Source organism: Streptomyces sp. AV19 (genome assembly GCF_015999245.1).
Classification (GTDB): domain Bacteria; phylum Actinomycetota; class Actinomycetes; order Streptomycetales; family Streptomycetaceae; genus Streptomyces.
In genome coordinates, this window is record NZ_JAEAMR010000009.1 from 247,531 (window position 1) to 271,335 (window position 23,805).

Consider the following 23,805-nt stretch of genomic DNA (forward strand, 5'->3'; position numbering starts at 1 on the left):
CAGGGGTCCAGGGGGCGGAGCCCCCGGTGGGGGCGCAGGGGGCGAAGCCCCCGCATCACCGCGCGGAGCGCGGTGCCGGGCCGAGGGGCGGAGCCCCGGGAGAAACGGTGAAAGGGCGGGGCCGGGGCGCATCCCTCCCCCGGGCCGGGTACCGGGCCCGCCCCCACCCGTACACTTAGCGTCGCCTAACTCGGGCCTTTCGGTCAGGGTGGCCGAGTTTCGGCCGGTCCGCCGCCGATCCGATCCGATTCGTCGAGAGAGCGCCGTGGAAGCCCTGTCAGCCACCGACCCGGTCGGTGACGCCCGTCCGCGCACGGCCGCCCGCCGACTCGGCTGGACCGCGGCCGCCGTCGCCGCGCTGCTGGCCGCCGTCCTGCTCAGCCTCGCGGTCGGCAATCGCGCCATCGCCCCCGACCGCGTCCTGGACGCCCTGCTGCACGGCGGTGACGACACCACCGCGGGCGTCGTCCGCTCGCTGCGGCTGCCCCGCACCCTCATCGGGCTGATGACCGGCGCCGCCCTCGCCATGGCGGGAGTGGTCCTGCAGGGCGTCACCCGCAACCCCATCGCCGACCCCGGCATCCTCGGCATCAGCCAGGGCGCCTCGCTGGGCGTGGTCCTGGCCATCGCCGCGGCCGGGGTGCACACGCTCAGCGGGCAGGTGTGGTTCGCCTTCGCGGGCGCCGCCCTCGCCTCCGTCGCCGTCCACGCGATCGCCACCCGCGGGCGCGGCGGCGCCTCGCCGATCAAACTCGCGCTCTCCGGCGCCGCGATCAACGCGCTGCTGGTCTCGGTGATCTCCGGCATCCTCACCACCAAGGCGTCGGCCCTGGACGAGTTCCGGTTCTGGCAGATCGGCTCGCTCGCCGGGCGGGACGCGGAGATCGCCGGGCAGATGTGGCCGTTCCTGCTGGCCGGCACGCTCCTCGTCCTGGGCTCGGCCCGCGGCCTGGACGCGCTCGCGCTCGGCGAGGACGCGGCCCGCGGCCTGGGCCGCAACGTCGCGGCCGTCCGGATCGCGGCCGGCACCGGCGCGACCGTGCTGACCGGCGTCGGCGTGGCCGCCGCCGGGCCCATCGCCTTCGTCGGCCTGGCCGTGCCGCACATCGCCCGCGCCCTCGTCGGCGGCGACCACCGCCGGCTGCTGCCCATGGCGGCGCTGCTCGGCCCGGTCGTCCTGCTGCTCTCCGACGTCGTCGGCCGGGTGGTCTACGCCGACAGCGAGGTCCCTGCGGGCGTCACCACCGCCCTCATCGGCCTCCCGTTCCTCGTCGCCCTCGCCCGCCGCCGGACGGTGGCGGCGTGAGTACACAGACCGTGCGTACACAGACCCTCCCCACGGGCTACGCCCTCGTCCGCGCCGGCCGCCGCGGCTCCTTCCTGCTGCACCGCCGGGCCGCCGTCACCGCCCTGTGCCTGGCCGGGGCGCTGGCCGCCGTCTGCCTGGCCTACCTGTGCGTGGGCGAGGAGTTCGTCTCCCCCGGCGAGGTGATCGACGTCCTCCTCGGCCGGCCGTCGGCGCAGGAGCTGACCGTCGGCACGTTCCGGCTCCCGCGCATGACGGTCGGGATCCTGGTCGGCGCCGCCTTCGGCATCGCCGGCGGCCTGATCCAGACCGTCGCCCGCAACCCGCTCGCCAGCCCCGACATCATCGGCGTCTCGCAGGGCGCGGGCGCGCTGACCGTCGGCGCGATGACCTTCGGCGTCACCTCGTTCGCCCTGCTGCCGTACGTGTCGATGGCGGGCGGCCTGCTCGCCGCCGCCCTGGTCTACCTCTTCGCCTGGCGCGGCGGGCTGCACGCGGGCCGCTTCGTCCTCATCGGCATCGGCTTCGCCGTCGCCCTGCGCGCGATCATTCAGCTCTTCCTCACCAGCGGCGACTACCTGGTCGCCCAGCAGGCCAAGGTGTGGCTGACCGGCTCGCTCAACGACGCCGGCTGGGACCGCGCCGCGCCCGTGGCCTGGACGCTGCTGCTGCTCGCCGTCCCCCTGTGCTGGGCCGCGCGCGCCCAGCGCACGGTCGCCCTGGACGACGACACCGCCACCGCCCTGGGCGTCCGGCTGAACCGGGTGCGCGGCGGGCTCGTCCTCATCGGCGTCGTCCTCGCCTCGGTCGCCACGGGCGCGGCCGGGCCGGTGGACTTCGTCGCCCTGCTCGCCCCGCAGATCGCCCGCCGCACCGCGCGCACCGCGCAGACCCCGCTGGTCTGCTCGGCCCTGACCGGCGCGCTGATCGTGGTCCTCGCCGACCTGCTGGCCCGCAGGCTCTTCGCGCCCACCGAACTCCCGGTGGGCGTCCTCACGGCGGCCGTCGGCGCGCCGTACCTGATCCGGCTGATCATCAAGGGGCGCGGCGCGCAGGCCCGTACAGGAGGCGGCACGGCATGACCAAGCACCGTATGACCGACAGCAGGCTGCGGGCGCGGGACCTGACGCTCGCCTACGAGAACCGCACCGTCGTCGAGGGCCTCGACCTCGACGTCCCCGACGGCGAGGTGACGGTCGTCGTCGGCCCCAACGCGTGCGGGAAGTCCACCCTGCTGCGGGCCCTGGGCCGGCTGCTGCGCCCGGCGGGCGGCTCCGTCCTCCTCGACGGCGAGGAGCTCGCCCGCATCCCCACCCGGCAGCTGGCCACCCGGCTGGGCCTGCTGCCGCAGACCCCCGTCGCCCCCGAGGCGATCACCGTGGCCGACCTGGTCGCCCGCGGCCGCCAGCCGCACCAGCGCTGGTGGCAGCAGTGGTCCGAGGCCGACGAGCGGGCGGTCGCGGACGCGATGGCCCGCACCGACGTGACGGCGCTGGCCGATCGCCCGGTGGACGAGCTCTCCGGCGGCCAGCGGCAGCGCGTCTGGATCGCCATGGCGCTCGCCCAGGACACCGACCTGCTGCTCCTCGACGAGCCCACCACCTACCTGGACATCGCCCACCAGGTCGAGGTCCTCGACCTGGTCCGCCGCCTCAACGCCGAGCGCGGCCGCACGGTGGTGGCCGTCCTGCACGACCTCAACCAGGCGGCCCGGTACGCCGGTCACCTCGTCGCGATGAAGGACGGCCGCGTGGTGGCCCGGGGCCGCCCCGAGGACGTGGTGACGGCGGAGCTGGTGCGCGAGGTGTTCGGCCTGGAGGCGGTCGTCGTCCCGGACCCGGTGACCGGCGGCCCGATGGTCGTGCCCGGGGCCCCGGCCGGGGTCGGCGCGGCGCGGCGGAGCCCGCTGCCGTCACCGGGACGCGGTGCATGACATGACGCGCCGCCCGCCGGGGCGGGGCGACCCGGCCCGGTGCGTCACCCGCGCGACGTCCTCCATCCGCAGGTGCGCCGCGGTGCACTCGTCCGGCAACGGCAGCCGGGCCGGCTCCCGGCCCGCGGCACCGGCCGGCACGGCCTCGCCGAGCGCCTCCATCAGGCCCGTCCGAACGGACCGCCCGGGGTTTCGCCGAATGCGGTCACGCGGCTCGAGATACCCGGCGGATCACACCGGCCCACCGGGCGGCGGGAGTTCGGCCGGAACACGCGCGCCGGCTCCCGCCACGGAGGCGACCTTGTGACGCCCCGACGGGCCGTGCTAACCCTTCGGTGACAGCTGATCCAGGCAAGCCCCGCGGAACGGAGTCGCATGAAGGCGCCAACCCCCGGCACGACCGACTCTCCCATGCCCATGACCCGCCTCCCGACCGGCCCGACCGGCCTGGGGACGAGCTCCCTGCGCCTCGGCCCGCTCGTGGAACCGTCGTTGACGGTCCCCGTCGCGGAACCGTCGCCGCCGTCGTCCTCGCAGTACATCGAGGGCCTGTACTGCCCCCCGGCCGTACGGGACGACCGCGTGCTGGCGGACGAGGTCAACGCCCGGCTCGTGGAGTGGGCCGAGAAGGAGGTGGACCTCTACCCGGACGCCGATCTGCGGGACGCCCTCGTCGGCTTCGACGCCGGGCGGTCGGTGGTCCTGTGCCACCCGGACGCGCCGGACGTCGACCATCTCATGGCCGCCGCCCGGCTCCTGGCCGCCGAGAACGCGGTGGACGACTACTTCTGCGAGGCGGAGTACGGCGGCACCGCGAACCGCCGCGGCGCGGCGCTGGCCGTAGCCCAGTCCGCGATCGACCCCGCCCACAACACGCTCCGCTACGAGGCGGATTGGCGTGCCGGGGTCGCATCGCACCCGGCCCTGCGCTCGATGCGCTCGGCCATGGAGTACTTCGACGCGCTGGCCACACCGGCGCAGTCGCACCGCTTCCGGCACGACATCGCCAACCTCTACCTCGGCTACAACGCGGAGGGCGACTGCATCACCCAGCACCGCACCCCGGCGGTGTGGGAGTACCTCGTGCAGCGGCAGTTCAACAGCTTCCGCCCCTGTCTGACCCTCACCGACTCCGTCGGCGGCTACGAACTGCCCGCCCACCTCTTCGCGGAGCCCGCCGTCCAGCGCGCCGTCGCCCTGTCCTCCAACGCCTCGACCATCTGCAACGACCTCTACTCGCTGCGCAAGGAACAGGCGAGCGGGCGCTTCCACTACAGCCTGCCGACGGCGATCGCGGCCGAGGAGGACTGCTCCATCGAGGACGCCTTCCAGCTGGCGATCGAGGTCCACAACGACATCGTCCACCGTTTCGAGGAACAGGCCGCCGAACTCGCCGCCACGGGCGGCCCGCTCATGGCCCGCTTCATGGCCGGCCTGTCCAACTGGCTGGGCGGCAACCACGAATGGCACGCGGGGAACGTGGGGACGCGCTACGCGACTTCGCCGTAGCCGTACGGGAGGGGGGCACGGCGCACGCCCCTCAGCCCCGCACGCTCAGCACGTCGACGACGTCCCGCAGATCACCCCGCCGCGCGTACGCCGCCCGTTGCAGCTCCGCGCCCCCGCCGCCCGTGCGGAGGCGGTGCCACGCGCTCCGCACGAACGGCAGCTCCCCCGTCTCGTCGAGAGCCGGGGCCGCGCGGGCGACGAGGCGTTCGACCAGTTCGGCGGCGGGGTGGAGGCGGCCGGTGAGGGGGTCGAGGCCCGAGCCGCGCAGGCCGTCGCGGGCGGCGCGCCAGTGCGCGGCGCGCAGCAGGGGGTCGGCGATGCCGGGCGGCGGGACGTCGCGGCGGACGTCGGACTTCAGGACGGCGACCAGGGCGCGGGTCAGGGACGCGACGAGCAGGACGACGTCCAGGTCGGCGTTGACGTCGGGGACCCGGACCTCCAGGGTCGGCCAGTGCTCCGAGGGGCGGGCGTACCAGTAGACGTGCTTGCGGTCGAGCAGCATGCCGGACGTGATGAGGGAGTCCACGAGATCGTCGTACGCCGCCGCGTCGCGGAACGGCGGCGTCGGGCCGACGTGCGGCCAGCGGCCGAAGTGGAGCGCCCGCCAGCTCGCGAAGCCGCTGTCCCGGCCGTCGTTGAAGGGCGAGTTGGCCGCCATCGTCTGGAGCACCGGCAGCCAGGGCCGCAGGTGGTTGCAGAGCCGGACGGCCTCCTCGCGGCCGGACACGGCGACGTGCACGTGGCACGCGCAGGCACCGGTGTTGTGGTCGTCTGAGACGAACGGGCCGTAACGGTCGGCCAGTTGCCGGTAGCGCGGCTCCTCGGCGATCTCCCGGTGCCCCCGGAAGGGGACGACCGGCGTGCCCGAGGCCACCACCCGGCAGCCGCCCTCCTCCGCGGCCACGGCGAGCCCCTCGCGCAACCGCCGCAGCTCCTGCCGCATTTCGTCGAGCGTGCCGACGGGACGGGTGCGCGTCTCGACCGTGGTGGTGAAGAGTTCGGCACCTATGCGGTCGCCGAGGCGGTCATGGGCGCGCTTGATGACGTCCGCCGCCCGCGCGACCGTGGCCCGCGTCCCCTCGTCGGCGAGGAAGAACTCCTCCTCGACGCCGAAAGTCGGCACGCCCGCGACCGGGGCTCCGTTGTCCTGCATGGCTGACGACACGGCGTCACGACCTTCCGCCCGGGAAACGAACGCTTCGACGGTGCGTGAGCGATCGTAAGCGGCGGGCTGATCGTTCGGTAACCCGCAAATCGGGACGGGTATCGGCGCGTCGCCGCACGCCGCGCCGCCGCTAGTGCGCCTTGACGAACTGCGCCTTGCTGGTGGTCGTGCCCTTGGTGCCACGGACCGGGGAGGTGATCTGGACGGTGGACGAGCCCTGGAACTTGCCGGACCAACGCACCTTCTTGCCGCGCACCTTGGGCGTGTAGTACGTCGCCGCCCTGCCATTGGTGGCGATCACCCGGGTCTCGTTGGACGTCGCGGCCGTGGACGGGCCTCCGCCACTGGAGTAGATGAGCCAGCCGCGCACCTTGACGTGGACCCTGGACACATTTCCCTTGCAGGTGACGCGCGTCTTGTAGATGACGCTCCTGGCGCCCCGCGACCAGTGCGGCGTGTCCGCCTTGGCCGTGCAGGCGGCCCACTTGGTCCCCTTCTTGAGCGTGAGCTCCTGGGCCACGGCGGGCCTGGCGAAGTCCCGCTCGTCGGAGCCCGCGGATCCCGCCGCGTGGCCGGCCGGCGCCGATACGGCGAGCAGCGCCGTCCCGGCGACGACCGTACCGATGATCCGTCCGCTACCGCGCATGAGTAGCCCCCTTTGCAGGCCCTTGCAGGCATCGACGGCAAGGCAGCGGAGTCTACAGCCCGCGCTCCCTCAACTCCACTATTGTGTAGGCCCGTTGAGCTCCGTCCCGAACGGCTCCCCCGCGACGCCGCACAGCCGCACCAGCCCCGGCCCGTCCCCGCCGTCGACCCTGACGTACAGCGTGAACGCCCACCCCTCCGCCTCGGCCCGCCCCCGCGCCCAGCCGAGGACCTCGCCGACGTCGGCACCGGTCACCTCGTACTCGTACGAGGCCACCGCCGACCGGTCCCAGAAGTGAACGCGGTACACCGCCTGGTCCTGCTCCCAGGTCATGTCCCTGGGATCAACGGGTTGAGTCTTCATGGCCGCATGGTAGGCGGACGGCCGGGACCGCACGCGGAACCCACCGCCCGCGCTTGATCGTTGACCTCGTATGACAACCCTGCCCATACGCCCCGCCACCCCCGCCGACATCCCCGCCGCCGTCCGCACGCTCACCCGCGCCTTCACCGGTTACCCGTTCATCCGGCACATCGTCGCCGCCGACGACCACGAGGAACGGCTCCGCCGCTTCCAGGAGTTGTTCCTGACCGAGGTCGGGATGCCCTTCGGCCGGGTCTGGGTCGCCGACGACGGGCGCGGCGCGGCGGCCGTGTGGACGACACCCGACCGGGACCCGGGTCCCGCCGTGGCCGGACTCGGCCCGCGCGTCGGGGAGCTGTCCGGCGACCGCGCCGCCGCGTTCGAGTCCGCCGAGCGGGCGCTGGAGCCGCACCGGCCGAAGGAGCCCGTGTGGTTCCTCGCGACCGTCGGGGTGGATCCCGGACGGCAGGGGCAGGGGCTCGGACGGGCCGTGCTGGAGCCGGGGCTGGAGACGGCGGCGCGGGCCGGGTACCCGGCGTTCCTGGAGACGTCCACCGAGTCGAACGTACGGTTCTACGAACGGCTCGGGTTCGCCGTCACCGCCGAGGTGGAGCTGCCGGACGGCGGGCCGCGCACCTGGTGCCTGCGCAAGGGCGCCTGACCTGGACGTGGACCTGGACCCGGACCTGGACGGGGTGCCCGGCCCGGGGTGCGACACCTGGGCCGGGCGGAACGCCCAGCCCGGCCGGAACGCCTAACCCGGCCGCCGCGCCCGCCACAGCACGTACGCCGCCGACGCCAGCGCCGCCACCCGCACGACCACCGGCAGCGTGTCCGCCAGCGCCGTGCCCAGCCCGCCCTGCGGGATCGGGGCGCCCCAGCGGTGCTCCAGCCGGCCCCACAGCCAGGCAACGCCGCCCGCGGCGGCCAGGCCCGGCACGCCCATGACCGCCCATTTCGACTCGCTCTGGGAGAGCCGGCGCGTGACGTAGGCCAGGGCCCAACCGACGACCAGCACGAGCCAGTTGCCGAGCACCGCGCCGATGACGAGCAGGACCGCGACCAGGGCGAGGAGCGGGCTCATCGGCACCGTGCCGACGGGCGCGGCCGGGCCTCTCCCCCGGCGGATCGGCGCGAGGCGGCGGCGGGGGGCCGGGGCCTCCTCCGCCGGCGCCTGCTCGGCGGCCGTCGAGGCGGGCTGTCCGCCCTCCGCCTCCAGGGGCCGCGGCGGCTTGAGCATGTCCGGGATCTCGATCCCGCCCGTGAAGCCGTGGATCGGCTCGCCCGCCGGGAGGACGGGGGCGCCGCCCGCGACGCTCCACCAGTCGTCCGCGGAACCACCGCGCGCGCGGCCCAGCTCCTCCTCCGTGGCGAGGTGCGGCGGCGCCCCCGCGTCCGGGAAGCGCACCCCCTCGCCGCCCGTCGCCGGCCCGCGCCGCTGCTCGGGCACCCGGCCGCCCGGCCCCGGGGAGGAACCCGCGTCCGCCACCGCCCGCTCCGGCGGGCCCAGCCCGTCGAGGATGCGCCGCACCGCGGCCGGGGTGTCCGCGCCCTCCGTGGCCCGGCGCCGCTCGATCTCCGTGCGCAGCCCGGAGACCAGACGCATCCGGTCCCCCGAGGTGAGGGACTCGCGCTGCGCTATGTCGCCCACCCTGCTCAGGTAGTCGTAGACGAGCTGGTCGCTCTCGATCCCCACCACGTCCCCCAGGCTCCCCGGTTCCCTCCGACGCGACGTCTCCGTCCGGACCGACGGTACCCGCTCCCTCCCCGGCGCGTCCGTGAGAACGAACGGGACGGCGGAGCGCAACCGCCGGGCGGGCGGACCCACGGCTCCGCGCGCACCGAACCGGTACCGTTAACAGAATGACCACTTCGCGGGAGACGCGGCAGACCAGCAGTGGCGGCACGGCGCCGCGCACCCTCGCCGAGGAGCTGCGCGCCCGCCCCGACGAGGCCCTGGCCGGCCTCCTGCGGGCCCGCCCCGACCTGCTGAACCCGGTCCCCGGCGACCTCACCCAGCTCGCCACCCGCGCCGCGACGCGCGCCTCCGTCGTCCGGGCCCTGGACCGGCTGGACCGGTTCGCGCTCCAGACCGCCGAGGCGCTGGCGGTGGCGCCGGACCCGTGCCCGTACGGGACGCTCGCCGCGCTGCTGACCGGTGACCGCCCCGACGACCCGAGGATCGCCCGCGAGCTGCCGCGCGCCCTCGCGACCCTGCGCGAGCAGGCGCTCGTCTGGGGCGACGAGGACCGCCTCCGCCTCGTCCGCACCGCCCGCGAACTGCTCGCCCCGACCCCGGCCCGGCCCTCGGCGACCGGCCTCGGCCCGACCGTGGCGGAGGCGACCTCCGGTATGTCGCCGGGGCGGCTGCAGGAGCTCCTCGCCGCGGCGGGGCTGCCCGCGACGCACGATCCGGTGACCGCCGTCACCGCCCTGGCCGGGCTGTTCGAGGACCGTACGCGGATGGGGGCGCTGCTGGCCGGCGCCCCGGAGGAGGCGGCGGCCGTCCTCGGACGGCTGATGTGGGGGCCGCCGTACGGGACCGTGACCGCCGACCCCGCCCCGCACCTGCGCTGGCTGCTCGACCGGGGGCTGCTGCTGCCGGCCGGGCAGGGCTCCGTCGTCCTGCCGCGCGAGGCGGCACTGCACCTGCGCGCCGGGCGCGCGCACCGCGCGCCCGAGCCGGTGCCGCCGGAGCTCACACCCGTCACCGGGCACGCGGAGCGGCTGGTGGACGCCACCGCCGCCGGGCAGGCGTTCACGGCGCTGGCCACGGTCGAGGAGCTGCTGGCGGACTGGGAGTCGGCCGGGCCGCTGGTGCTGCGCGCGGGCGGGCTGAGCGTGCGGGACCTCAAGCGGACGGCGACCGTCCTGGACGTACCGGAGCCGGCGGCCGCCTTCTGGGCCGAACTCGCCCACGCGGCCGGGCTGTTGGCGACCGACGGGGACGTGGACGAGCGGTACGCGCCCACGCCCGCGTACGACGACTGGCTGGACCTGCCCGCCGAGGAGCGCTGGACGCGGCTGGCCGCGGCCTGGCTCGCCGCGACCCGGACGGCGGGGCTGGCCGACACGAAGGACGCGCGGGGGCGCACCCTTTCGGCCCTCGGGCCGGAGCTCGACCGGGCCCCGGCGCCGGAGGTCCGCCGCCGCGTCCTCGCCCTGCTGGCCGGGCTGCCGGCCGGAAGCACCGTGCCCGCCGACGCGCTGCTGGCCCGCCTGGCCTGGGAGCGGCCGCCGCGGGGCGGCGACGAGTCGCGCGCCCGGCTCGCCCGCTGGGCCCTGGAGGAGGCCGAGCTCCTCGGCGTCACCGGCCGCGGCGCGCTCTCCGCGCACGGCCGGGCGCTGCTGGCGGGCACCGATCCGGCGCCCGCCCTGGCGCCGCTGCTCCCGGAGCCGCTCGACCACGTCCTCGTCCAGGCCGACCTGACGGCCGTGGCGCCGGGTCCGCTGCACCGCCCGCTCGCCCAGCAGTTGGGCATCCTGGCGGACGTCGAGTCCAAGGGCGGCGCGACGGTGTACCGCTTCACGCCGGAGTCGGTGCGGCGGGCCCTGGACGCCGGCCGGACGGCCTCCGACCTCACCTCCTTCCTCACCACCCACTCGCGCACCCCGCTCCCCCAGCCCCTGCTGTACCTGATCGACGACGTGGCCCGCCGCCACGGCCGGCTGCGGGTGGGCGCCGCGTCCTCGTACCTGCGCTGCGACGACGAGGCCGTGCTCGCCGAGCTCCTCGCCGACCGGCGGTCCGCCCCGCTGCGCCTGCGGCGCCTGGCCCCGACCGTGCTCGCGGCGCAGGCCGCGCCGGACGCGCTGCTGGAGGGCCTGCGGGCGATGGGCTACGCGCCGGCGGCGGAGTCGGCCGCGGGCGACGTGGTCGTCGCGCGCGCCGACGCCCACCGCACGCCGCCGCGCGCCGCGCCCGCGCCGGTGCCGGAGGGCCCGCCCGTGCCCGACGCGACGCTGCTGGACGCGGCCGTCCGCGCCATCCGCGCGGGCGACCTCGCGGCGACGGCCGAACGCCGGCCGCGCGCCTCGTCCCCCTCGGACGGCGGCCTCCCCCGCACCACCTCCGCCGAGACCCTCGCCACCATGCAGGCGGCGGTCCTCACCGGCTCGCCCGTCTGGATCGGCTACGTCAACGCGGACGGCGCGGCGAGCCAGCGCGTGATCGCCCCGGTGCGGGTGGAGGGCGGCTTCGTCACGGCGTACGACCACACGGCGGACGAGGTGCGCACGTTCCCCCTGCACCGCATCACGGGCGTGGCGGAACTGGCGGACGAGCACGCGTGAGTCGCTGAACTACGGCTGGATCTCCAGTTGCACACCCCCGGAAGCCTGCCGCACCCCGCCTCCCGAGCACCGCGTCGGCACCTGATCCGGAAGCGTCACCAACTCCCGCCGCACGGACCGCCTTCGCCGAACCCGCCCCTCACCCGGCCATGCGCAGCACGCGAGCGGAGCGCGCGCCCCGGCAGACGGTGCCCGCGCCCCCTCGACCGACCGGTCAGCGGCCCTGGCGCACCAGGACCCCGGGATCGATCTTGACCGGAAACGGCTTCTCGACCAGCGTCGTACGCCCTGCCTCGGCCACGGCCCGCTCCGCGTAACGGCCGTTCCGCAGCTCGGAGATGATCAACGCAGGCATGGGCTCCAGCTCCAGCCGCCACAGGTGCTCGATGCCGCCCTCGGCGTAGTACGGAGGCTTGAGCAGCCGGTCCGTGCGACGGCCGGACGAGGACGGCGAGACGATCTCCACGACGAGCAGCACGGCCTCGGCGTCATAGGTGACCGGGTCGTCAGCGGCAGCGGCGGCATCCACCACAGCGATGTCCGGGATGAACAGCCCGTCGGGCAGCACGACGTTGACGGCCTCCAGCACCTCCACCGGAGCTTCGGCCTCCTCGACGGCCGCGTCCAGCAGGTGCCACAGCCGGGATGACGCCCGCTGGTGCTTGGTTCCCGGAGCCGGTGACATCAAGAGCGCTTCCCCCATCAATTCACGACGCTGACCACGGTCCTCCCCCAGAGCCAGAACCTCCTCTATCGTCCAAGGCCCGTAGTGGGGATCGTGTGCAACGCTCATCACGCCACCTCCTTCTCGGAAACCGTCGCCATCAGTGTGGCACCCGCCACGGACATCGGCCCGTGTTCTCCGTCTCGCCCACCCGTTCGGGAGCCACGGCGATACCCTGGACGTTTGGCCGGAAGGAATGGGTGAGGCGTGAACGGACCCCTGATCGTCCAGAGCGACAAGACGCTCCTGCTCGAGGTCGACCACGAGCAGGCCGACGCCTGCCGGCGGGCCATCGCGGCGTTCGCCGAGCTGGAGCGGGCGCCCGAGCACATCCACACGTACCGGGTGACGCCGCTGGGGCTGTGGAACGCGCGGGCCGCGGGGCACGACGCCGAGCAGGTCGTGGACGCGCTGGTGACCTACTCGCGGTACCCCGTGCCGCACGCGCTGCTCGTCGACATCGCCGAGACCATGGCCCGCTACGGGCGGCTGCGGCTGGTGAAGCACCCCACGCACGGGCTGGTGCTGGAGAGCAGCGACCGGCCGGTGCTGGAGGAGATCCTGCGGTCGAAGAAGATCCAGCCGCTGGTGGGGGCGCGGCTCGACGAGGACACCGTGGCCGTCCACCCGTCCGAGCGCGGGCAGATCAAGCAGGCGCTGCTGAAGCTCGGCTGGCCGGCCGAGGACCTCGCCGGGTACGTGGACGGCGAGGCGCACCCCATCGAGCTGCGCGAGGACGGCTGGGCGCTGCGGCCGTACCAGCGGCAGGCCGTCGACGGGTTCTGGCACGGCGGCTCGGGTGTGGTCGTGCTGCCCTGCGGGGCGGGAAAGACGCTGGTCGGGGCGGGGGCGATGGCCGAGGCCAAGGCGACGACGCTGATCCTGGTCACCAACACCGTCTCCGCGCGGCAGTGGAAGCACGAGCTCGTGAAGCGGACGTCGCTGACCGAGGACGAGATCGGCGAGTACAGCGGCACGCGCAAGGAGATCCGGCCGGTCACCATCGCCACGTACCAGGTGCTGACGACGAAGCGGAAGGGGATCTACCCCCACCTGGAGCTGTTCGACTCCCGCGACTGGGGGCTCGTCGTCTACGACGAGGTGCACCTGCTGCCGGCGCCGGTCTTCAAGTTCACCGCCGATCTCCAGGCGCGGCGGCGGCTCGGGCTCACGGCCACCCTCGTCCGGGAGGACGGGCGTGAGTCGGACGTCTTCTCGCTGATCGGACCGAAGCGGTTCGACGCGCCCTGGAAGGAGATCGAGGCACAGGGCTACATCGCGCCCGCCGACTGCGTCGAGGTCCGCGTCAATCTGACGGACTCGGAGCGGCTCGCGTACGCCACGGCCGAGACGGAGGAGAAGTACCGCTTCTGCGCGACGACGGACACCAAGCGGAAGGTGACCGAGGCGCTGGTGCGCCGGCACCGGGGCGAGCAGACGCTGGTCATCGGCCAGTACATCGACCAGCTCGACGAGCTGGGCGAGCACCTCGACGCCCCCGTGATCAAGGGCGAGACGAGCAACGCGCAGCGCGAGAAGCTCTTCGACGCGTTCCGGGAGGGCGAGATCTCCGTGCTCGTCGTCTCGAAGGTCGCGAACTTCTCGATCGACCTGCCCGAGGCGACGGTCGCGATCCAGGTCTCCGGCACGTTCGGCTCCCGCCAGGAGGAGGCCCAGCGGCTGGGCCGCGTCCTCCGCCCGAAGGCGGACGGGCACGAGGCCCGCTTCTACTCGGTCGTGGCGCGCGACACGGTCGACCAGGACTTCGCGGCCCACCGCCAGCGCTTCCTCGCGGAGCAGGGATACGCGTACCGGATCATGGACGCGGACGCGGTGCTGGCGGGCGAGGACGACTGAGGACAGGTCCCGTCGCGCGCCCCCGATCGGTAACCTTGTTGGCCACGGACGCCACGGCACGGAGGGACCAATGCCTCACCAGGACATCTACGAGGTGCTGTACACGGAGCCGGCGGCACGCGACCGTGATCGTCTCGAACCGGCGCGCAGGGCCTCCTTCGACAAGGCGGTCGAGATGCTGGCCCGGGACCCGTACACCGAGCTCTCCCGGCCCATCGGTGTGGGCGAGCAGGACCGGGAGATCCGGCTGACCTCCCAGATCGTGGCGGAGTACATGATCTCGCGCGGACGTCTGCTGCTCGTCGTCCTGCGGATCTTCGACGACGCGGACATCCTCCTCACGGAGGACTGAACAGCGCCCCTGAGGGCGCGCGCGGAAAACCGTTCGCGCCCGGTGGTCACCCTGGCTAAAATCGCGGGCTTCCGCCTCCCGCCGCGCGACCCGGGAGCGCCGCCGTCCGGCCGGAAACCGGCGGCCGCCCACCGCTCGTGACCACCGCATGGAGGCAACGCCGTGCCCGCCCACGCCGCCGACCCGCTCGCCCTCGAACGCGACCACCTCGCCTCCTCCCGCGCCGCGCTGCGCGCGATGCGCGCCGACGTCGAGGCGCTCGACATCAAGGACGTCACTGCCAACTGGGTCAACGCCGCCGTGCTGGAGCGGCAGATCGAGGAGCGCGTCACGGCGCTCGCGGACCTCGCGCACACGCCGCTGTTCTTCGGACGGCTGGACTACCGGGCGCACGACGCGGGGACCACGTTCTACATCGGGCGGCGGCACGTGCACGACGCCGGCGGGGACCCGATGGTCGTCGACTGGCGCGCGCCCGTCTCGCAGCCCTTCTACCGCGCCTCGGCGAAGGAGCCGATGGACGTCCGGCGGCGCCGCAGGTTCGGTTACACCGGCGGCGAGTTGACCGCGTACGAGGACGAGGACCTCACCGACGCGGCATCGGCGTCGCGGGAGCGGACGAGCAGGCTGCTCCAGGCGGAGATCGAGCGGCCCCGCGTCGGTCCCATGCGCGACATCGTGGCGACGATCCAGCCGGAGCAGGACGAGATCGTCCGCGCCGGGATCGGCGGCACGGTCTGCGTCCAGGGGGCGCCCGGCACCGGGAAGACCGCCGTCGGCCTGCACCGCGTCGCCTACCTCCTCTACGCGCACCGCGAGCGGCTGGCCCGCACGGGCACGCTGGTGATCGGCCCGAACGCGTCCTTCCTGCGCTACATCGAGCAGGTCCTGCCCGCGCTGGGCGAGTTGAACGTGGCGCAGGCGACGGTGGACGACCTGGTCGCGCACGTGGAGGTGCGCGGCACCGACTCCGCGGAGGCCGCCCGGATCAAGGGCGACGCCCGCATGGCCGAGGTGCTGCGGCGCGCGGTGCGGTCGGGCGTGACGATGCCGGCGGACCCGGTGGTCGTGGTGCGCGGCTCGCGCCGCTGGCGGATCCCGGCGTACGAACTGGAGGAGATCGTCCGCGAGTTGCTGGCCCGCGACATCCGTTACGGCGCCGCCCGCGACGCCCTGCCGCAGCGGATCGCGCACACCGTGCTCGTCCGGATGGAGGAGGCGGGCGAGGCGCCGGACGACCGGGTGCAGGACGCGGTGGCGCGGACGCCCGCCGTGAAGGCGGCGGTCCGGGCGGTGTGGCCGGCGGTCGATCCGGTGAAGCTGGTGCTGCGGCTGCTGTCGGACGCGGAGTTCCTGGCGGAGCACGCGGAGGGCGTGCTCACGGCGGAGGAGCAGGCGGCGATCCGCTGGGCGAAGCCGGCGCGCGGCCCGAAGTCGGCCAAGTGGTCGGCGGCGGACGCGGTGTTGGTGGACGAGGCGGCGGACCTGGTCACGCGGACGCCGTCGCTGGGGCACGTGGTGCTGGACGAGGCGCAGGACCTGTCCCCCATGCAGTACCGGGCGGTGGGCCGGCGCTGCACGACGGGTTCGGCGACGGTGCTGGGCGACATCGCGCAGGGCACGACGCCGTGGGCGACGCCCGGCTGGCGGGAGGCGCTGGCGCACCTGGGCAAGCCGGACGCGGCCGTCGAGGAGCTGACGCAGGGCTTCCGCGTCCCGCGCGAGGTGATCGCGTACGCCTCGCGGCTGCTGCCGGCGATCGCGCCGGGGCTGGCGGAGGCGACGTCGGTGCGCGAGTCGGCGGGCGACTTCGCCGTACGGCCCGTGGCGGGGCGGGAGTTGGACGCGGCCGTGGTCGCGGCGTGCCGGGAGGCGCTGGCGCGCGAGGGCTCCGTCGGCCTGATCGCGGCGGACGCGCGGGTGCCCGTCCTGGCGGCGGCGCTGGCGGAGGCGGGGCTGGCGCACCTCACCCCCGGCGAGGAGACCTCCGCGGAAGCGCGGCTGACGCTGGTGCCGGCGTCGCTGGCCAAGGGCCTGGAGTACGACTACGTGGTGCTCGACGAGCCCGCCGCGGTCGTCGCGGGCGAGCCGGACGAGCGGACGGGGCTGCGGCGGCTGTACGTGGCGCTGACGCGGGCGGTGTCGGGGCTGACGGTGCTCCACGCGGAGCCGCTGCCGCGGGAGTTGACGGCCTAGGCCTGGCCGTCCAGGCCGGCCAGGAGCACGTCCACCAGCCCGGGGAAGCGGGCGTCCAACTCCTCCTTGCGCAACCGCACATGGCGGTTGCGCCCGACCACCTTGGTCGAGGTGACGCCCGCCTCGCGGAGCACCTTCATGTGGTGCGACACCGTCGACTTGTGCAGGTGCTGCAGGCCGAAGCGGCGCGGGTCGCAGTCGCACTGCTCGCCCTCGCGGGCGTAGATGGCCATCAGCTGCAGCCGGACCGGGTCACCCAGGGCCTGGAGCACCTTCTCCAGCCGGATGTCCTGAATGTCCGGCTGCGGCAGCAGCTCTCCCTCGCCGTCCATGAGCCCTTCCTCCGTGAACTGTTTGACGATCGCCCAACAATCTCTATTGTTTGACGTGCGTCCAACCTTACCTCTCGTCCCGGAAGGGCACCCGTGCGTCTGCGCCTGCTCCTGCTCGCCCTCGGCACGTTCGCCGTGGGCACCGACACCATGGTCATGGCCGGGATCCTCGACGGGATCGCCGGCGACCTCGGCGTCTCCGTCTCCGCGGCCGGTCAGCTGGTCTCCGTCTTCGCCCTGTCCTACGCGCTGCTGGCGCCGGTCCTGGCCGCGCTGACCGCCCGCTGGGACCGCCGCCGGCTGCTGCTCGCCGCGATGGGGGTCTTCACCCTCGCCAACGCGCTCAGCGCGCTCGCCCCCGGCTACGGCACCCTCCTCGCCACGCGGGTGCTCGCCGCGGCCGGTGCCGCGCTCTACTCGCCGACCGCCGCGGCCGTCGCCACCGCCCTCGCCCCGCCCGAGCGGCGCGGACGGGCGCTCGCCACCGTGCTGGGCGGGATGACGGTGGCCACGGCGCTCGGCGTACCGCTCGGCGCCTACCTCGGAAGCGCGGACTGGCGCCGGACGATGTGGCTGATCGCGGCGCTCGGCGTCGTCGCGTTCGCGGGCCTCGCGCTGCTGATGCGCGGCCTGCCCGCACCGGCCGGGGCGCCCGGCCTGCGGGAACGGCTGGCGCCGCTGCGGAACCGGCGGGTGGCGGCCGGTGCGACCACCACGCTCGTCTTCTTCCTCGCCTTCAACTCCGTCTACATCTACCTGGCCACGGCCGTCCGCCCCGCGACGGGCGGCGACCAGGGCCGGCTCAGCCTGATCCTGCTGGCCACCGGCCTCGCGTCGATCGCGGGCAGCTGGCTGGGCGGACGGCTGGTGGACCGGCTCGGGGTGCGGACGGTGCTGCTCGCGGGCAGTGTGGCCGCCGGACTCGCGTTCGCGGCACTGCCGTGGCTGTCGCGCAGCCTGCCGGGGGCGCTGGCGTACGCGGTGGTCTCCCCCCCTGGCCGGCTGGGCCGTGAGCGTCGCGCTCCCCCACCGGATGGCCTCCATCGACCCGCCGAACGCACCGCTGCTGATCTCGCTCAACAGCAGCGCGCTGTACCTGGGGGTGGCGTCGGCCGGGGCCGTGGGGAGCGGGGCGATCGGGGTGCTCGGGGAGCGGTGGTTCCCGCTGGTGTCGGCGGGGTTGGCCGTGGGCGCGTGGGGGGTCTCGTTCGTGACGGTGCGGCGGTCGACCGGCGCTGGGCGCGTAGGGAATACGCCCCGGACCCTCCCCCAGAGGGGGCACCCCCATTTCACCGTTTCCTCCGAGGCTGCGCCCCGGGCCCGCAACGCGGCTTCGCCGCGTTAGTCCTCAAGCGCCGGACGGGCTGGATCGGTCAACTCACACGCCGGTGAGCAACGCCAGCTCCGTCCCCAAGTTATGCCGCGCCACCCGCTCCCACCGCTCGTACCCCCGCTCCGTACGGAACAGCCGCGGAAGCCCGAGCAGTTGACGCAGCACATCCGCCCGCCCCGCCCGGAACGCCTCGTCCGGCACGAACCCGTACTCCTGCCGCACCTCCGCCGCATACGTCGCATACGCCTCGGGCGAGCCGCCCAGCACCGCGAGGTCCGCGTCGCAGAGCACCTCGCCGTTCCTGTCCCCGGGGGCCGGGTCGTGACCGACCGTCAGCCGGACGAGCCGGGCCACCTCGGCCACGCGCGCGGCGGGGACGCCCAGTTCGGCCAGGGCCCGCTCCGCCAGCCGGGCGCTGCGCTCCTCGTTGGTGGAGCGTTCGGGCAGGTAGACCGCGTCGTGGAACCAGGCGGCGAGGCGGACGGCCACCGGATCCTCGGCGTGGCCGGCCAGTTCGTCCACCCGGTCCAGGACGGCGGCCAGGTGGGTGACCGTGTGGTAGCGGCGCTGCGGTTCGGACCAGCGCTTGAGGAGCTCCTCGGCGTACGGGCCGGGATCCGGGCCGGGGCGCGGCGCGCCGGCGTCCGCCGACCGGGCCGCGAGGACCGTCCCGGTCCAGCGCTCCTGCAGTCCATGGGTGGTGGCCATGGGCCAATTGTGGGGCACGCTTCCTCGTCGGTGTCCGCGTGTGGCACCCTTGCTACATGTCTAGACCAATTCTCGAGGTAATCGCGCTCGGCCCGGAGGACGCGGCGGCGGCACAGGCCGGCGGGGCGGACCGGCTGGAACTGGTCAGCGACATGGCCGCCGACGGCCTGACCCCCGCGCGCGAGACCTTCGCCCGGGTGCGGTCGGCCTGCGACCTGCCCGTCCGCGTGATGCTGCGGGCGTCCAACGACTTCTCCGCCGGCGGCCCGGCCGGGCTGGACGCGCTCTGCGCGACGGCGGCGGAGCTGCGGGCGGAGGGGGCGTCGGAGTACGTCCTCGGCTTCCTCGACGACGACGGCCTGGCCGACCTCGCGGCGGTGACGGCCGTGGTGGAGGCGATCGGGCCGCAGGCACGGTGGACCTTCCACCGGGCGATCGACCGCGCCGCGGACCGGGACGCCCTGCGCAAGCAGCTCGCGGACCGGCCCGGCCTGGACACCTACCTCACCGCCGGCTCGCCGTCCGGCGTGGACGACGGCCTGGCGACGCTGCTGGCCGAGGCGGCGCGCGGGGACGACGCGGGGTACGAGCCGCGGATCCTGGCCGGCGGCGGACTGGCGCTCAAGCACGTACCGGTGCTGCGGGCCGCCGGGATCGACGGATTCCACATCGGCGGCGCCTCGCGCCCGGCCGGCTGGTCGGGCCCGGTGGACGCGGGAGCGGTACGCGTGTGGCGGGAGGCGCTGGACAGCGGCGCGTAGCGGGCTACCGCTCCCGCGCCGCGTCCAGTGCGGGACGCAGCCGGCCGTCCGCCGCCGCCAGCAGCCGGGCGGCGGCCGGCCCGTCCACCCCGCCCAGCAGCACGAGGATCGCGTTCTTCACCTCGCCGCCCGTCTCCGCGAGCGCCGCCTCGATCTCCGCGTCCCCCGCCCCCGTGGCCTGCGCGACGATCCGCCGCGCCCGGGCGCGCAGCTTGTCGTTGGAGGCGCGGAGGTCGACCATCAGGTTCCCGTAGGTCTTGCCGAGCCGGACCATCGTGATGGTCGAGATCATGTTGAGGACGAGCTTCTGGGCCGTGCCGGCCTTCAACCGGGTGGATCCGGTGATCAGTTCGGGCCCGGTGACCACCTCGATCGCGTGCTCCGCCGCCGCCCCCAGCGCGGACCCCGCGTTGCAGGACAGCCCGACCGTCAGCGCCCCGGCCCGCCGCGCGTGCTCGACGGCCCCGACCGCGTACGGCGTGCGGCCGGACGCGGAGACGCCGACGACCGCGTCGTCGGCCGTCAGCCCGAGCGCGGCCAGGTCGGCCACCGCCGCCTCCGCCCGGTCCTCCGCCCCCTCGACCGCGTTGACCAGCGCGTCCGGCCCGCCCGCGACGAGCCCGACCACCTGCCCCGGGCCGGTGGCGAAGGTCGGCGGGCACTCGCTCGCGTCCAGCACGCCGAGCCGGCCAGCCGTGCCGGCGCCCGCGTAGACCAGCCGGCCGCCGCGGCCCATCCGTTCGGCGATGGCGTCGATCGCGGCGGCGATCCGGGGGAGCTGCCCGGCGACGGCGGCGGCGACCGCCGCGTCGTCGGCGTTCATCAGCTCGGCGATGGCCCGGGTCGGCAGCCGGTCGAGGTCCGCGAGCTCGGGGCGGAACGCCTCGGTGGTCAGCGCCGCGAGCTGGGCGCGGAGGGCCGCGAAGGCGGCGGTGGACGTCATCGGTGATCCTCTGCCGGGTCGTGGCGGTGGACGAGCGCCTCGTAGGAGGCGGACAGGGCGGGCGCCGCGCGGTCGTACGTCCGCTGCGCGACGCCGACGAACAGGCAGTCCACGACGAGGAGCTGGCTCGTCCGGCTGGACATCGCCGCCGGGCGCAGCTCGCTCTCCCGCGCCGAGGACGTGGTCAGGACGTGATCGGCGTACTGCCCTATCCCGCCGTCCGGGCGGCCGGTGACCGCGACCGTGGTCGCGCCGTGCTCGAAGGCGACCCGCAGCGGCTCGATGACGTCCGTCGTGGCGCCCGAATGGCTGATCGCGAGCGCCACGTCGCCCGGGCGCAGCTGGACGGCGGTGGTGACGGCCAGGTGGGGGTCGGGGGGCGCGTGCGCGATGAGCCCGATCCGCAGCAGCTTCTGGACCAGGTCCTGGCCGACGAGATGGGAGGCGCCTATGCCGTAGACGTCGACGCGCCGGGCCGTCGCGAGCGCGGCCACGGCCGCCTCCAGGGCCGTGGTGTCGAGGGCGGCGGCCGTGTCGGCCAGGCAGCGCGCCTCCTCGTGGGCGAGCTTGGCGACCACCCGGTCCAGCGGGTCGTCCACGGTGATGTCCGGGGTGACGGCCGGGGCCCGGCCGGCCGCCTGCTCGGCGGCGAGCGCGGCGAGGGCGAGGCGCAGATGGCGGTAGCCCGGGTAGCCCAGGGCGCGGGCGGTGCGCACGACGGTGGCCTCGCTGGTGCCGGTGCGCTCCGCGAGGGCCGTGACGGTGAGCGCGGCGGAACCGGCCGGGTCGGCCACCAGGGCGTCGGCCACGCGCTGCATGGAGCGGGTCATGGACGGGGCGAGCGTGCGGACCTTGGCGACCAGGGCGGCCGGGGGCGGGAGCACGGGGGAATGCCGCAGGGGACGGAGCGGAGCTTCGGCGCTTTCCTTCGGATCGCGGCTCACACCGTGAAAGGTATTTTCGGCCCGATGTGCCGTCAACCTCCGGTGTCCCGGACAATGGCGCCATGGAGCTCGAACAAGCACTGCACGCGGCCCGGGCCCTCGTCCTCGCCGACCTGACCGCCGGGCGCGTGGCCGAGCCGGACATCGTCTCCCTGGTCGAGGACGCGGTGGCGGCGCGGCGGTGGTGGGTCGAGCAGTGGCCGGAGGGCGCCGCCTTCGTGGCCGGGCTCATCGCCCAGGACGTCCAGGACGCGCTGCTGGAACGGCACGGCCGCTGGCCGCTGTGCCCGGTGTGCGTGCACTCGGGCGATCCCCACGCGCTGGAGGTCGAGCCGGAGCTGGGCCCCGACCCGCACTGGGCCTGCACGAAGCAGGCGGTGCTGGTGGCACCGGTGGGCCACCTCTCCTCCGCACTGCACGACTGACCCCATGGCTCTGTACATCGACCCGCCGCTGTGGCCCGGCCACGGCCGGATGTGGTCCCACCTGGTGAGCGACGCGAGCTTCGAGGAACTGCACGCGTTCGCGGCCCGGATGGGCCTGCCGCCCCGGGCGTTCGACGGTGACCACTACGACGTGGCGTCGTCGGCGTACGGGGACGCCGTGCGGCTGGGCGCGGTGGAGATCAGCAGCCGGGAGGTGGTCCGGGTGCTGGTGGGCGCGGGCTTGCGCCGGAGGAAGGGCTTGCGGAGGCGGGGGCTGGTGTAGGGGGGTATTTGCCCCAGCCCCGCCCTTTCACCGTTTCTCCCGGGCTCCGCCCGGCCCCGAGCGCGGCTCCGCCGCGCGGTCGGGCGGGGGCTCCGCCCCCTGCACCCCCGAAACCGCGCTCCGGGCGCTGTCCTCAAGCGCCGGACGGGCTGATTCAGCCCGTCCGGCGCTTGAGGACAGCGCCCGGAGGGCACTTGCGCGGCGGAGCCGCGCTCGGGGCCCGGGGCCGTGCCCCGGTTACGGGAAGGGGCGGGGTGGGGGAAAAGAAAACCCATGCCCCCACCCGCGCCCCACACCCGCCCCCTCGCCCCCGCCCTCCTCCCCCTCCTCGGCGGCCCCGCCAACATCGTCTCCGCCACCACCTGCATGACCCGCCTCCGCCTCACCCTCCACGACCCCACCGCCCTCCGCGCCGCCGAACTCCGCGCCCTCCCCGGCGTCCTCGGCCTCGTCACCGACGCCGAGACCTGCCAGATCGTCCTGGGTCCGGGGGCCGTCACCCGGGTCGCGGCCGACCTCGAACAGCTCCGCCGCGCGGAGACGCTCCGCACCGAGCACAGGACCCGCAACGCCACCCCGCCCAAACTCGCCCTCCGCCGCGTCGCCCAGATCTTCGTCCCCCTGATCCCGGCCCTGATCGGCTGCGGGATCGTCGCCGGCCTCGCGGGCCTGCTCGCCAACCTGCACCGCCTGCCGGGGCTCGTCACGGCGCTCACCGCCACCGCCTCCGGCTTCATGTCGCTGATCGCGGTGTTCGTCGGGTACAACACCGCGAAGGAGTTCGGCGGGACGCCCGTCCTCGGCGGCGCGGTGGCCGCGGTCACGGTCTGGCCGGGGGTCGCCCAGGTGCACGCGTTCGGCGCACGGCTGACGCCCGGTCAGGGCGGGGTGCTCGGCGCGCTCGCCGCGGCACTCCTGGCCGTGTACGTGGAGAGGGCGTGCCGCCGCCTCGTGCCCGAGACGCTCGGCGTCCTGGTCGTGCCGACGGTCACGGTCCTGCTCCCGGGGCTGGTCGCGCTCTACGGGCTGATGTGGCTGTCGGGCGAAGTCGCCACCGTCGTCGGGCAGTTCGCGGACCGGCTGCCGGCCGAGGGCGGCGCGGCCGCCGGGCTGGTGCTGGGCGGGCTGTTCCTGCCGCTGGTCATGCTGGGGCTGCACCAGGCGCTGATCCCGGTGCACACCACGCTGATCGCCCAGCAGGGCTCCACGGTCCTGCTGCCGCTGCTCGCGACGGCGGGCGCGGGGCAGGTCGGCGCGGCGCTGGCGGTGTACGTCCGGGTGGCCCGGGACGCGGCCGTGCGCCGGACGGTCCGGTCCGCGCTGCCGGCGGGCCTGCTGGGCATCGGGGAGCCGTTGATCTACGGGGTGTCGCTGCCGCTGGGCCGCCCGTTCGTCACGGCGTGCGTCGGCGGGGCGATCGGCGGCGGCTTCCTGGGCCTGCTGGAACAGTTCGGCGGCGCGATCGGCGCCACCGCGATCGGCCCCTCGGGCTGGGCCCTGTTCCCGCTGCTCAAGGGGGAGCACGGGGTGCTGCGCGCGGCGGCCGTCTACGGCGCGGGGCTCGCGGCGGGGTACGCGGCCGGCTTCGTCACCACATACCTCTTCGGATTCCCCGCCGAGAAGGAGGCCGAGAAGGAGAAGCTTGCCCCGGAGCCGGAAAACGCCCGAGGGCGGCACCCCCGTGACAACGGGGATGCCGCCCTCGGCTCGGTTCAGGACCGGTGAGCCCGCG

24 protein-coding genes are annotated in these 23,805 nt (G+C 75.0%); 14 read left to right on the forward strand and 10 right to left on the reverse strand.

Going from position 1 to position 23,805, the window contains the following annotated elements; translation table 11 throughout:
• Window positions 1-274: 274 nt before the first annotated feature.
• Genes I5Q34_RS17575 through I5Q34_RS17585 form a run of 3 tightly spaced genes read left to right on the forward strand, consistent with a single transcriptional unit; the run spans window position 275 to window position 3,239 of the window.
• Window positions 275-1,306 (forward strand): iron ABC transporter permease, encoded by a 1,032-nt coding sequence (locus tag I5Q34_RS17575; RefSeq protein ID WP_199893393.1) that lies wholly within the window; start codon window positions 275-277, stop codon window positions 1,304-1,306.
• On the forward strand, window positions 1,303-2,388 hold the full coding sequence (locus I5Q34_RS17580) for an iron chelate uptake ABC transporter family permease subunit (protein ID WP_199893237.1): 1,086 nt from the start codon (window positions 1,303-1,305) through the stop codon (window positions 2,386-2,388). The genes I5Q34_RS17575 and I5Q34_RS17580 overlap by 4 nt, the downstream gene beginning before the upstream one ends.
• Complete coding sequence (locus I5Q34_RS17585; RefSeq protein ID WP_234429061.1) at window positions 2,385-3,239, forward strand: ABC transporter ATP-binding protein; 855 nt, start codon at window positions 2,385-2,387, stop codon at window positions 3,237-3,239. The genes I5Q34_RS17580 and I5Q34_RS17585 overlap by 4 nt, the downstream gene beginning before the upstream one ends.
• Here the strand turns inward: I5Q34_RS17585 and I5Q34_RS17590 are convergent.
• On the reverse strand, window positions 3,219-3,401 hold the full coding sequence (locus I5Q34_RS17590; RefSeq protein WP_199893238.1) for a hypothetical protein: 183 nt from the start codon (window positions 3,399-3,401) through the stop codon (window positions 3,219-3,221). The genes I5Q34_RS17585 and I5Q34_RS17590 overlap by 21 nt on opposite strands.
• A gap of 255 nt (window positions 3,402-3,656) precedes the next feature.
• On the opposite strand from I5Q34_RS17590, the gene I5Q34_RS17595 reads away from it, so the two are divergent.
• Window positions 3,657-4,748, forward strand: a complete 1,092-nt coding sequence (locus I5Q34_RS17595) for a family 2 encapsulin nanocompartment cargo protein terpene cyclase (protein ID WP_199893239.1) — start codon at window positions 3,657-3,659, stop codon at window positions 4,746-4,748.
• Between the two features lie 31 nt (window positions 4,749-4,779).
• Here the strand turns inward: I5Q34_RS17595 and I5Q34_RS17600 are convergent, their stop codons facing one another.
• From I5Q34_RS17600 to I5Q34_RS17610, 3 genes are all read right to left on the reverse strand, one after another.
• Window positions 4,780-5,913, reverse strand: a complete 1,134-nt coding sequence (locus I5Q34_RS17600) for a glutamate--cysteine ligase (RefSeq protein ID WP_199893240.1) — start codon at window positions 5,911-5,913, stop codon at window positions 4,780-4,782.
• A gap of 130 nt (window positions 5,914-6,043) precedes the next feature.
• The gene (locus I5Q34_RS17605; protein ID WP_199893241.1) at window positions 6,044-6,559 is read right to left on the reverse strand and encodes a hypothetical protein; all 516 of its coding nucleotides are present in this window, start codon (window positions 6,557-6,559) and stop codon (window positions 6,044-6,046) included.
• Window positions 6,560-6,637: 78 nt separating this feature from the next.
• Window positions 6,638-6,922, reverse strand: coding sequence for a hypothetical protein (locus I5Q34_RS17610; RefSeq protein WP_199893242.1), 285 nt, complete (start codon window positions 6,920-6,922; stop codon window positions 6,638-6,640).
• A 70-nt stretch (window positions 6,923-6,992) separates the two neighbouring features.
• Here I5Q34_RS17610 and I5Q34_RS17615 point away from each other — a divergent pair, with 70 nt between their 5' ends.
• On the forward strand, window positions 6,993-7,583 hold the full coding sequence (locus I5Q34_RS17615) for a GNAT family N-acetyltransferase (protein WP_199893243.1): 591 nt from the start codon (window positions 6,993-6,995) through the stop codon (window positions 7,581-7,583).
• Between the two features lie 93 nt (window positions 7,584-7,676).
• On the opposite strand, the gene I5Q34_RS17620 is transcribed toward I5Q34_RS17615, so the two are convergent.
• The gene (locus tag I5Q34_RS17620) at window positions 7,677-8,621 is read right to left on the reverse strand and encodes a hypothetical protein (RefSeq protein ID WP_307811691.1); all 945 of its coding nucleotides are present in this window, start codon (window positions 8,619-8,621) and stop codon (window positions 7,677-7,679) included.
• A 164-nt stretch (window positions 8,622-8,785) separates the two neighbouring features.
• On the opposite strand from I5Q34_RS17620, the gene I5Q34_RS17625 reads away from it, so the two are divergent.
• Window positions 8,786-11,215, forward strand: coding sequence for a helicase-associated domain-containing protein (locus I5Q34_RS17625; RefSeq protein WP_199893244.1), 2,430 nt, complete (start codon window positions 8,786-8,788; stop codon window positions 11,213-11,215).
• A gap of 214 nt (window positions 11,216-11,429) precedes the next feature.
• Here I5Q34_RS17625 and I5Q34_RS17630 read toward each other — a convergent pair whose 3' ends face one another.
• Window positions 11,430-12,008, reverse strand: a complete 579-nt coding sequence (locus I5Q34_RS17630; protein ID WP_199893245.1) for a Uma2 family endonuclease — start codon at window positions 12,006-12,008, stop codon at window positions 11,430-11,432.
• 138 nt (window positions 12,009-12,146) lie between these two features.
• Between I5Q34_RS17630 and I5Q34_RS17635 the strand changes: the two genes are divergently transcribed.
• The 3 genes from I5Q34_RS17635 to I5Q34_RS17645 all read left to right on the forward strand — a co-directional run bounded on the left by I5Q34_RS17635 (window position 12,147) and on the right by I5Q34_RS17645 (window position 16,344).
• The gene (locus tag I5Q34_RS17635) at window positions 12,147-13,796 is read left to right on the forward strand and encodes a DNA repair helicase XPB (protein WP_199893246.1); all 1,650 of its coding nucleotides are present in this window, start codon (window positions 12,147-12,149) and stop codon (window positions 13,794-13,796) included.
• Window positions 13,797-13,866: 70 nt separating this feature from the next.
• Complete coding sequence (locus I5Q34_RS17640; RefSeq protein WP_199893247.1) at window positions 13,867-14,148, forward strand: type II toxin-antitoxin system RelE/ParE family toxin; 282 nt, start codon at window positions 13,867-13,869, stop codon at window positions 14,146-14,148.
• A gap of 162 nt (window positions 14,149-14,310) precedes the next feature.
• Window positions 14,311-16,344, forward strand: coding sequence for an ATP-binding domain-containing protein (locus tag I5Q34_RS17645; RefSeq protein ID WP_277965523.1), 2,034 nt, complete (start codon window positions 14,311-14,313; stop codon window positions 16,342-16,344).
• On the opposite strand, the gene I5Q34_RS17650 is transcribed toward I5Q34_RS17645, so the two are convergent.
• Window positions 16,341-16,676 (reverse strand): helix-turn-helix transcriptional regulator, encoded by a 336-nt coding sequence (locus I5Q34_RS17650; protein ID WP_199893248.1) that lies wholly within the window; start codon window positions 16,674-16,676, stop codon window positions 16,341-16,343. The genes I5Q34_RS17645 and I5Q34_RS17650 overlap by 4 nt on opposite strands.
• A 93-nt stretch (window positions 16,677-16,769) precedes the next feature.
• Here I5Q34_RS17650 and I5Q34_RS17655 point away from each other — a divergent pair, with 93 nt between their 5' ends.
• On the forward strand, window positions 16,770-18,068 hold the full coding sequence (locus I5Q34_RS17655; protein ID WP_277965522.1) for an MFS transporter: 1,299 nt from the start codon (window positions 16,770-16,772) through the stop codon (window positions 18,066-18,068).
• On the opposite strand, the gene I5Q34_RS17660 is transcribed toward I5Q34_RS17655, so the two are convergent.
• Window positions 18,055-18,717 carry a hypothetical protein gene (locus tag I5Q34_RS17660; RefSeq protein WP_199893249.1) on the reverse strand — a complete coding sequence of 221 codons (663 nt, stop codon included), beginning with the start codon at window positions 18,715-18,717 and terminating at the stop codon, window positions 18,055-18,057. The two genes, I5Q34_RS17655 and I5Q34_RS17660, sit on opposite strands and share 14 nt — an antisense overlap.
• 56 nt (window positions 18,718-18,773) lie before the next feature.
• Between I5Q34_RS17660 and I5Q34_RS17665 the strand changes: the two genes are divergently transcribed.
• Complete coding sequence (locus I5Q34_RS17665; RefSeq protein WP_199893250.1) at window positions 18,774-19,478, forward strand: copper homeostasis protein CutC; 705 nt, start codon at window positions 18,774-18,776, stop codon at window positions 19,476-19,478.
• A gap of 4 nt (window positions 19,479-19,482) precedes the next feature.
• Here the strand turns inward: I5Q34_RS17665 and murQ are convergent, their stop codons facing one another.
• A complete protein-coding gene (gene murQ / locus I5Q34_RS17670; RefSeq protein ID WP_199893251.1) occupies window positions 19,483-20,421 on the reverse strand; it encodes an N-acetylmuramic acid 6-phosphate etherase in 939 nt (312 codons plus the stop codon).
• The gene (locus tag I5Q34_RS17675) at window positions 20,418-21,320 is read right to left on the reverse strand and encodes a MurR/RpiR family transcriptional regulator (RefSeq protein WP_234429112.1); all 903 of its coding nucleotides are present in this window, start codon (window positions 21,318-21,320) and stop codon (window positions 20,418-20,420) included. The genes murQ and I5Q34_RS17675 overlap by 4 nt, the downstream gene beginning before the upstream one ends.
• Window positions 21,321-21,427: 107 nt before the next feature.
• On the opposite strand from I5Q34_RS17675, the gene I5Q34_RS17680 reads away from it, so the two are divergent.
• The 3 genes from I5Q34_RS17680 to I5Q34_RS17690 all read left to right on the forward strand — a co-directional run bounded on the left by I5Q34_RS17680 (window position 21,428) and on the right by I5Q34_RS17690 (window position 23,798).
• On the forward strand, window positions 21,428-21,790 hold the full coding sequence (locus I5Q34_RS17680) for a hypothetical protein (RefSeq protein WP_199893253.1): 363 nt from the start codon (window positions 21,428-21,430) through the stop codon (window positions 21,788-21,790).
• Between the two features lie 4 nt (window positions 21,791-21,794).
• Window positions 21,795-22,073 (forward strand): DUF4031 domain-containing protein, encoded by a 279-nt coding sequence (locus I5Q34_RS17685; RefSeq protein ID WP_199893254.1) that lies wholly within the window; start codon window positions 21,795-21,797, stop codon window positions 22,071-22,073.
• Between the two features lie 273 nt (window positions 22,074-22,346).
• Window positions 22,347-23,798: a PTS transporter subunit EIIC gene (locus I5Q34_RS17690; RefSeq protein ID WP_199893255.1), complete on the forward strand. Its 1,452-nt coding sequence runs from the start codon at window positions 22,347-22,349 to the stop codon at window positions 23,796-23,798.
• Window positions 23,799-23,805: the final 7 nt, after the last annotated feature.

Excerpts from the sequence above, each read along its gene's own strand:
- I5Q34_RS17585 (WP_234429061.1), top strand. The coding sequence starts at position 2,385 with ATGACCAAGCACCGTATGACCGACAGCAGGCTGCGGGCGCGGGACCTG.
- I5Q34_RS17590 (WP_199893238.1), bottom strand. The coding sequence starts at position 3,401 with ATGGAGGCGCTCGGCGAGGCCGTGCCGGCCGGTGCCGCGGGCCGGGAG.
- I5Q34_RS17595 (WP_199893239.1), top strand. The coding sequence starts at position 3,657 with ATGACCCGCCTCCCGACCGGCCCGACCGGCCTGGGGACGAGCTCCCTG.
- I5Q34_RS17605 (WP_199893241.1), bottom strand. The coding sequence starts at position 6,559 with ATGCGCGGTAGCGGACGGATCATCGGTACGGTCGTCGCCGGGACGGCG.
- I5Q34_RS17610 (WP_199893242.1), bottom strand. The coding sequence starts at position 6,922 with ATGAAGACTCAACCCGTTGATCCCAGGGACATGACCTGGGAGCAGGAC.
- I5Q34_RS17615 (WP_199893243.1), top strand. The coding sequence starts at position 6,993 with ATGACAACCCTGCCCATACGCCCCGCCACCCCCGCCGACATCCCCGCC.
- I5Q34_RS17625 (WP_199893244.1), top strand. The coding sequence starts at position 8,786 with ATGACCACTTCGCGGGAGACGCGGCAGACCAGCAGTGGCGGCACGGCG.
- I5Q34_RS17630 (WP_199893245.1), bottom strand. The coding sequence starts at position 12,008 with ATGAGCGTTGCACACGATCCCCACTACGGGCCTTGGACGATAGAGGAG.
- I5Q34_RS17640 (WP_199893247.1), top strand. The coding sequence starts at position 13,867 with ATGCCTCACCAGGACATCTACGAGGTGCTGTACACGGAGCCGGCGGCA.
- I5Q34_RS17650 (WP_199893248.1), bottom strand. The coding sequence starts at position 16,676 with ATGGACGGCGAGGGAGAGCTGCTGCCGCAGCCGGACATTCAGGACATC.
- I5Q34_RS17660 (WP_199893249.1), bottom strand. The coding sequence starts at position 18,717 with ATGGCCACCACCCATGGACTGCAGGAGCGCTGGACCGGGACGGTCCTC.
- I5Q34_RS17665 (WP_199893250.1), top strand. The coding sequence starts at position 18,774 with ATGTCTAGACCAATTCTCGAGGTAATCGCGCTCGGCCCGGAGGACGCG.
- murQ (WP_199893251.1), bottom strand. The coding sequence starts at position 20,421 with ATGACGTCCACCGCCGCCTTCGCGGCCCTCCGCGCCCAGCTCGCGGCG.
- I5Q34_RS17680 (WP_199893253.1), top strand. The coding sequence starts at position 21,428 with ATGGAGCTCGAACAAGCACTGCACGCGGCCCGGGCCCTCGTCCTCGCC.
- I5Q34_RS17685 (WP_199893254.1), top strand. The coding sequence starts at position 21,795 with ATGGCTCTGTACATCGACCCGCCGCTGTGGCCCGGCCACGGCCGGATG.
- I5Q34_RS17690 (WP_199893255.1), top strand. The coding sequence starts at position 22,347 with ATGCCCCCACCCGCGCCCCACACCCGCCCCCTCGCCCCCGCCCTCCTC.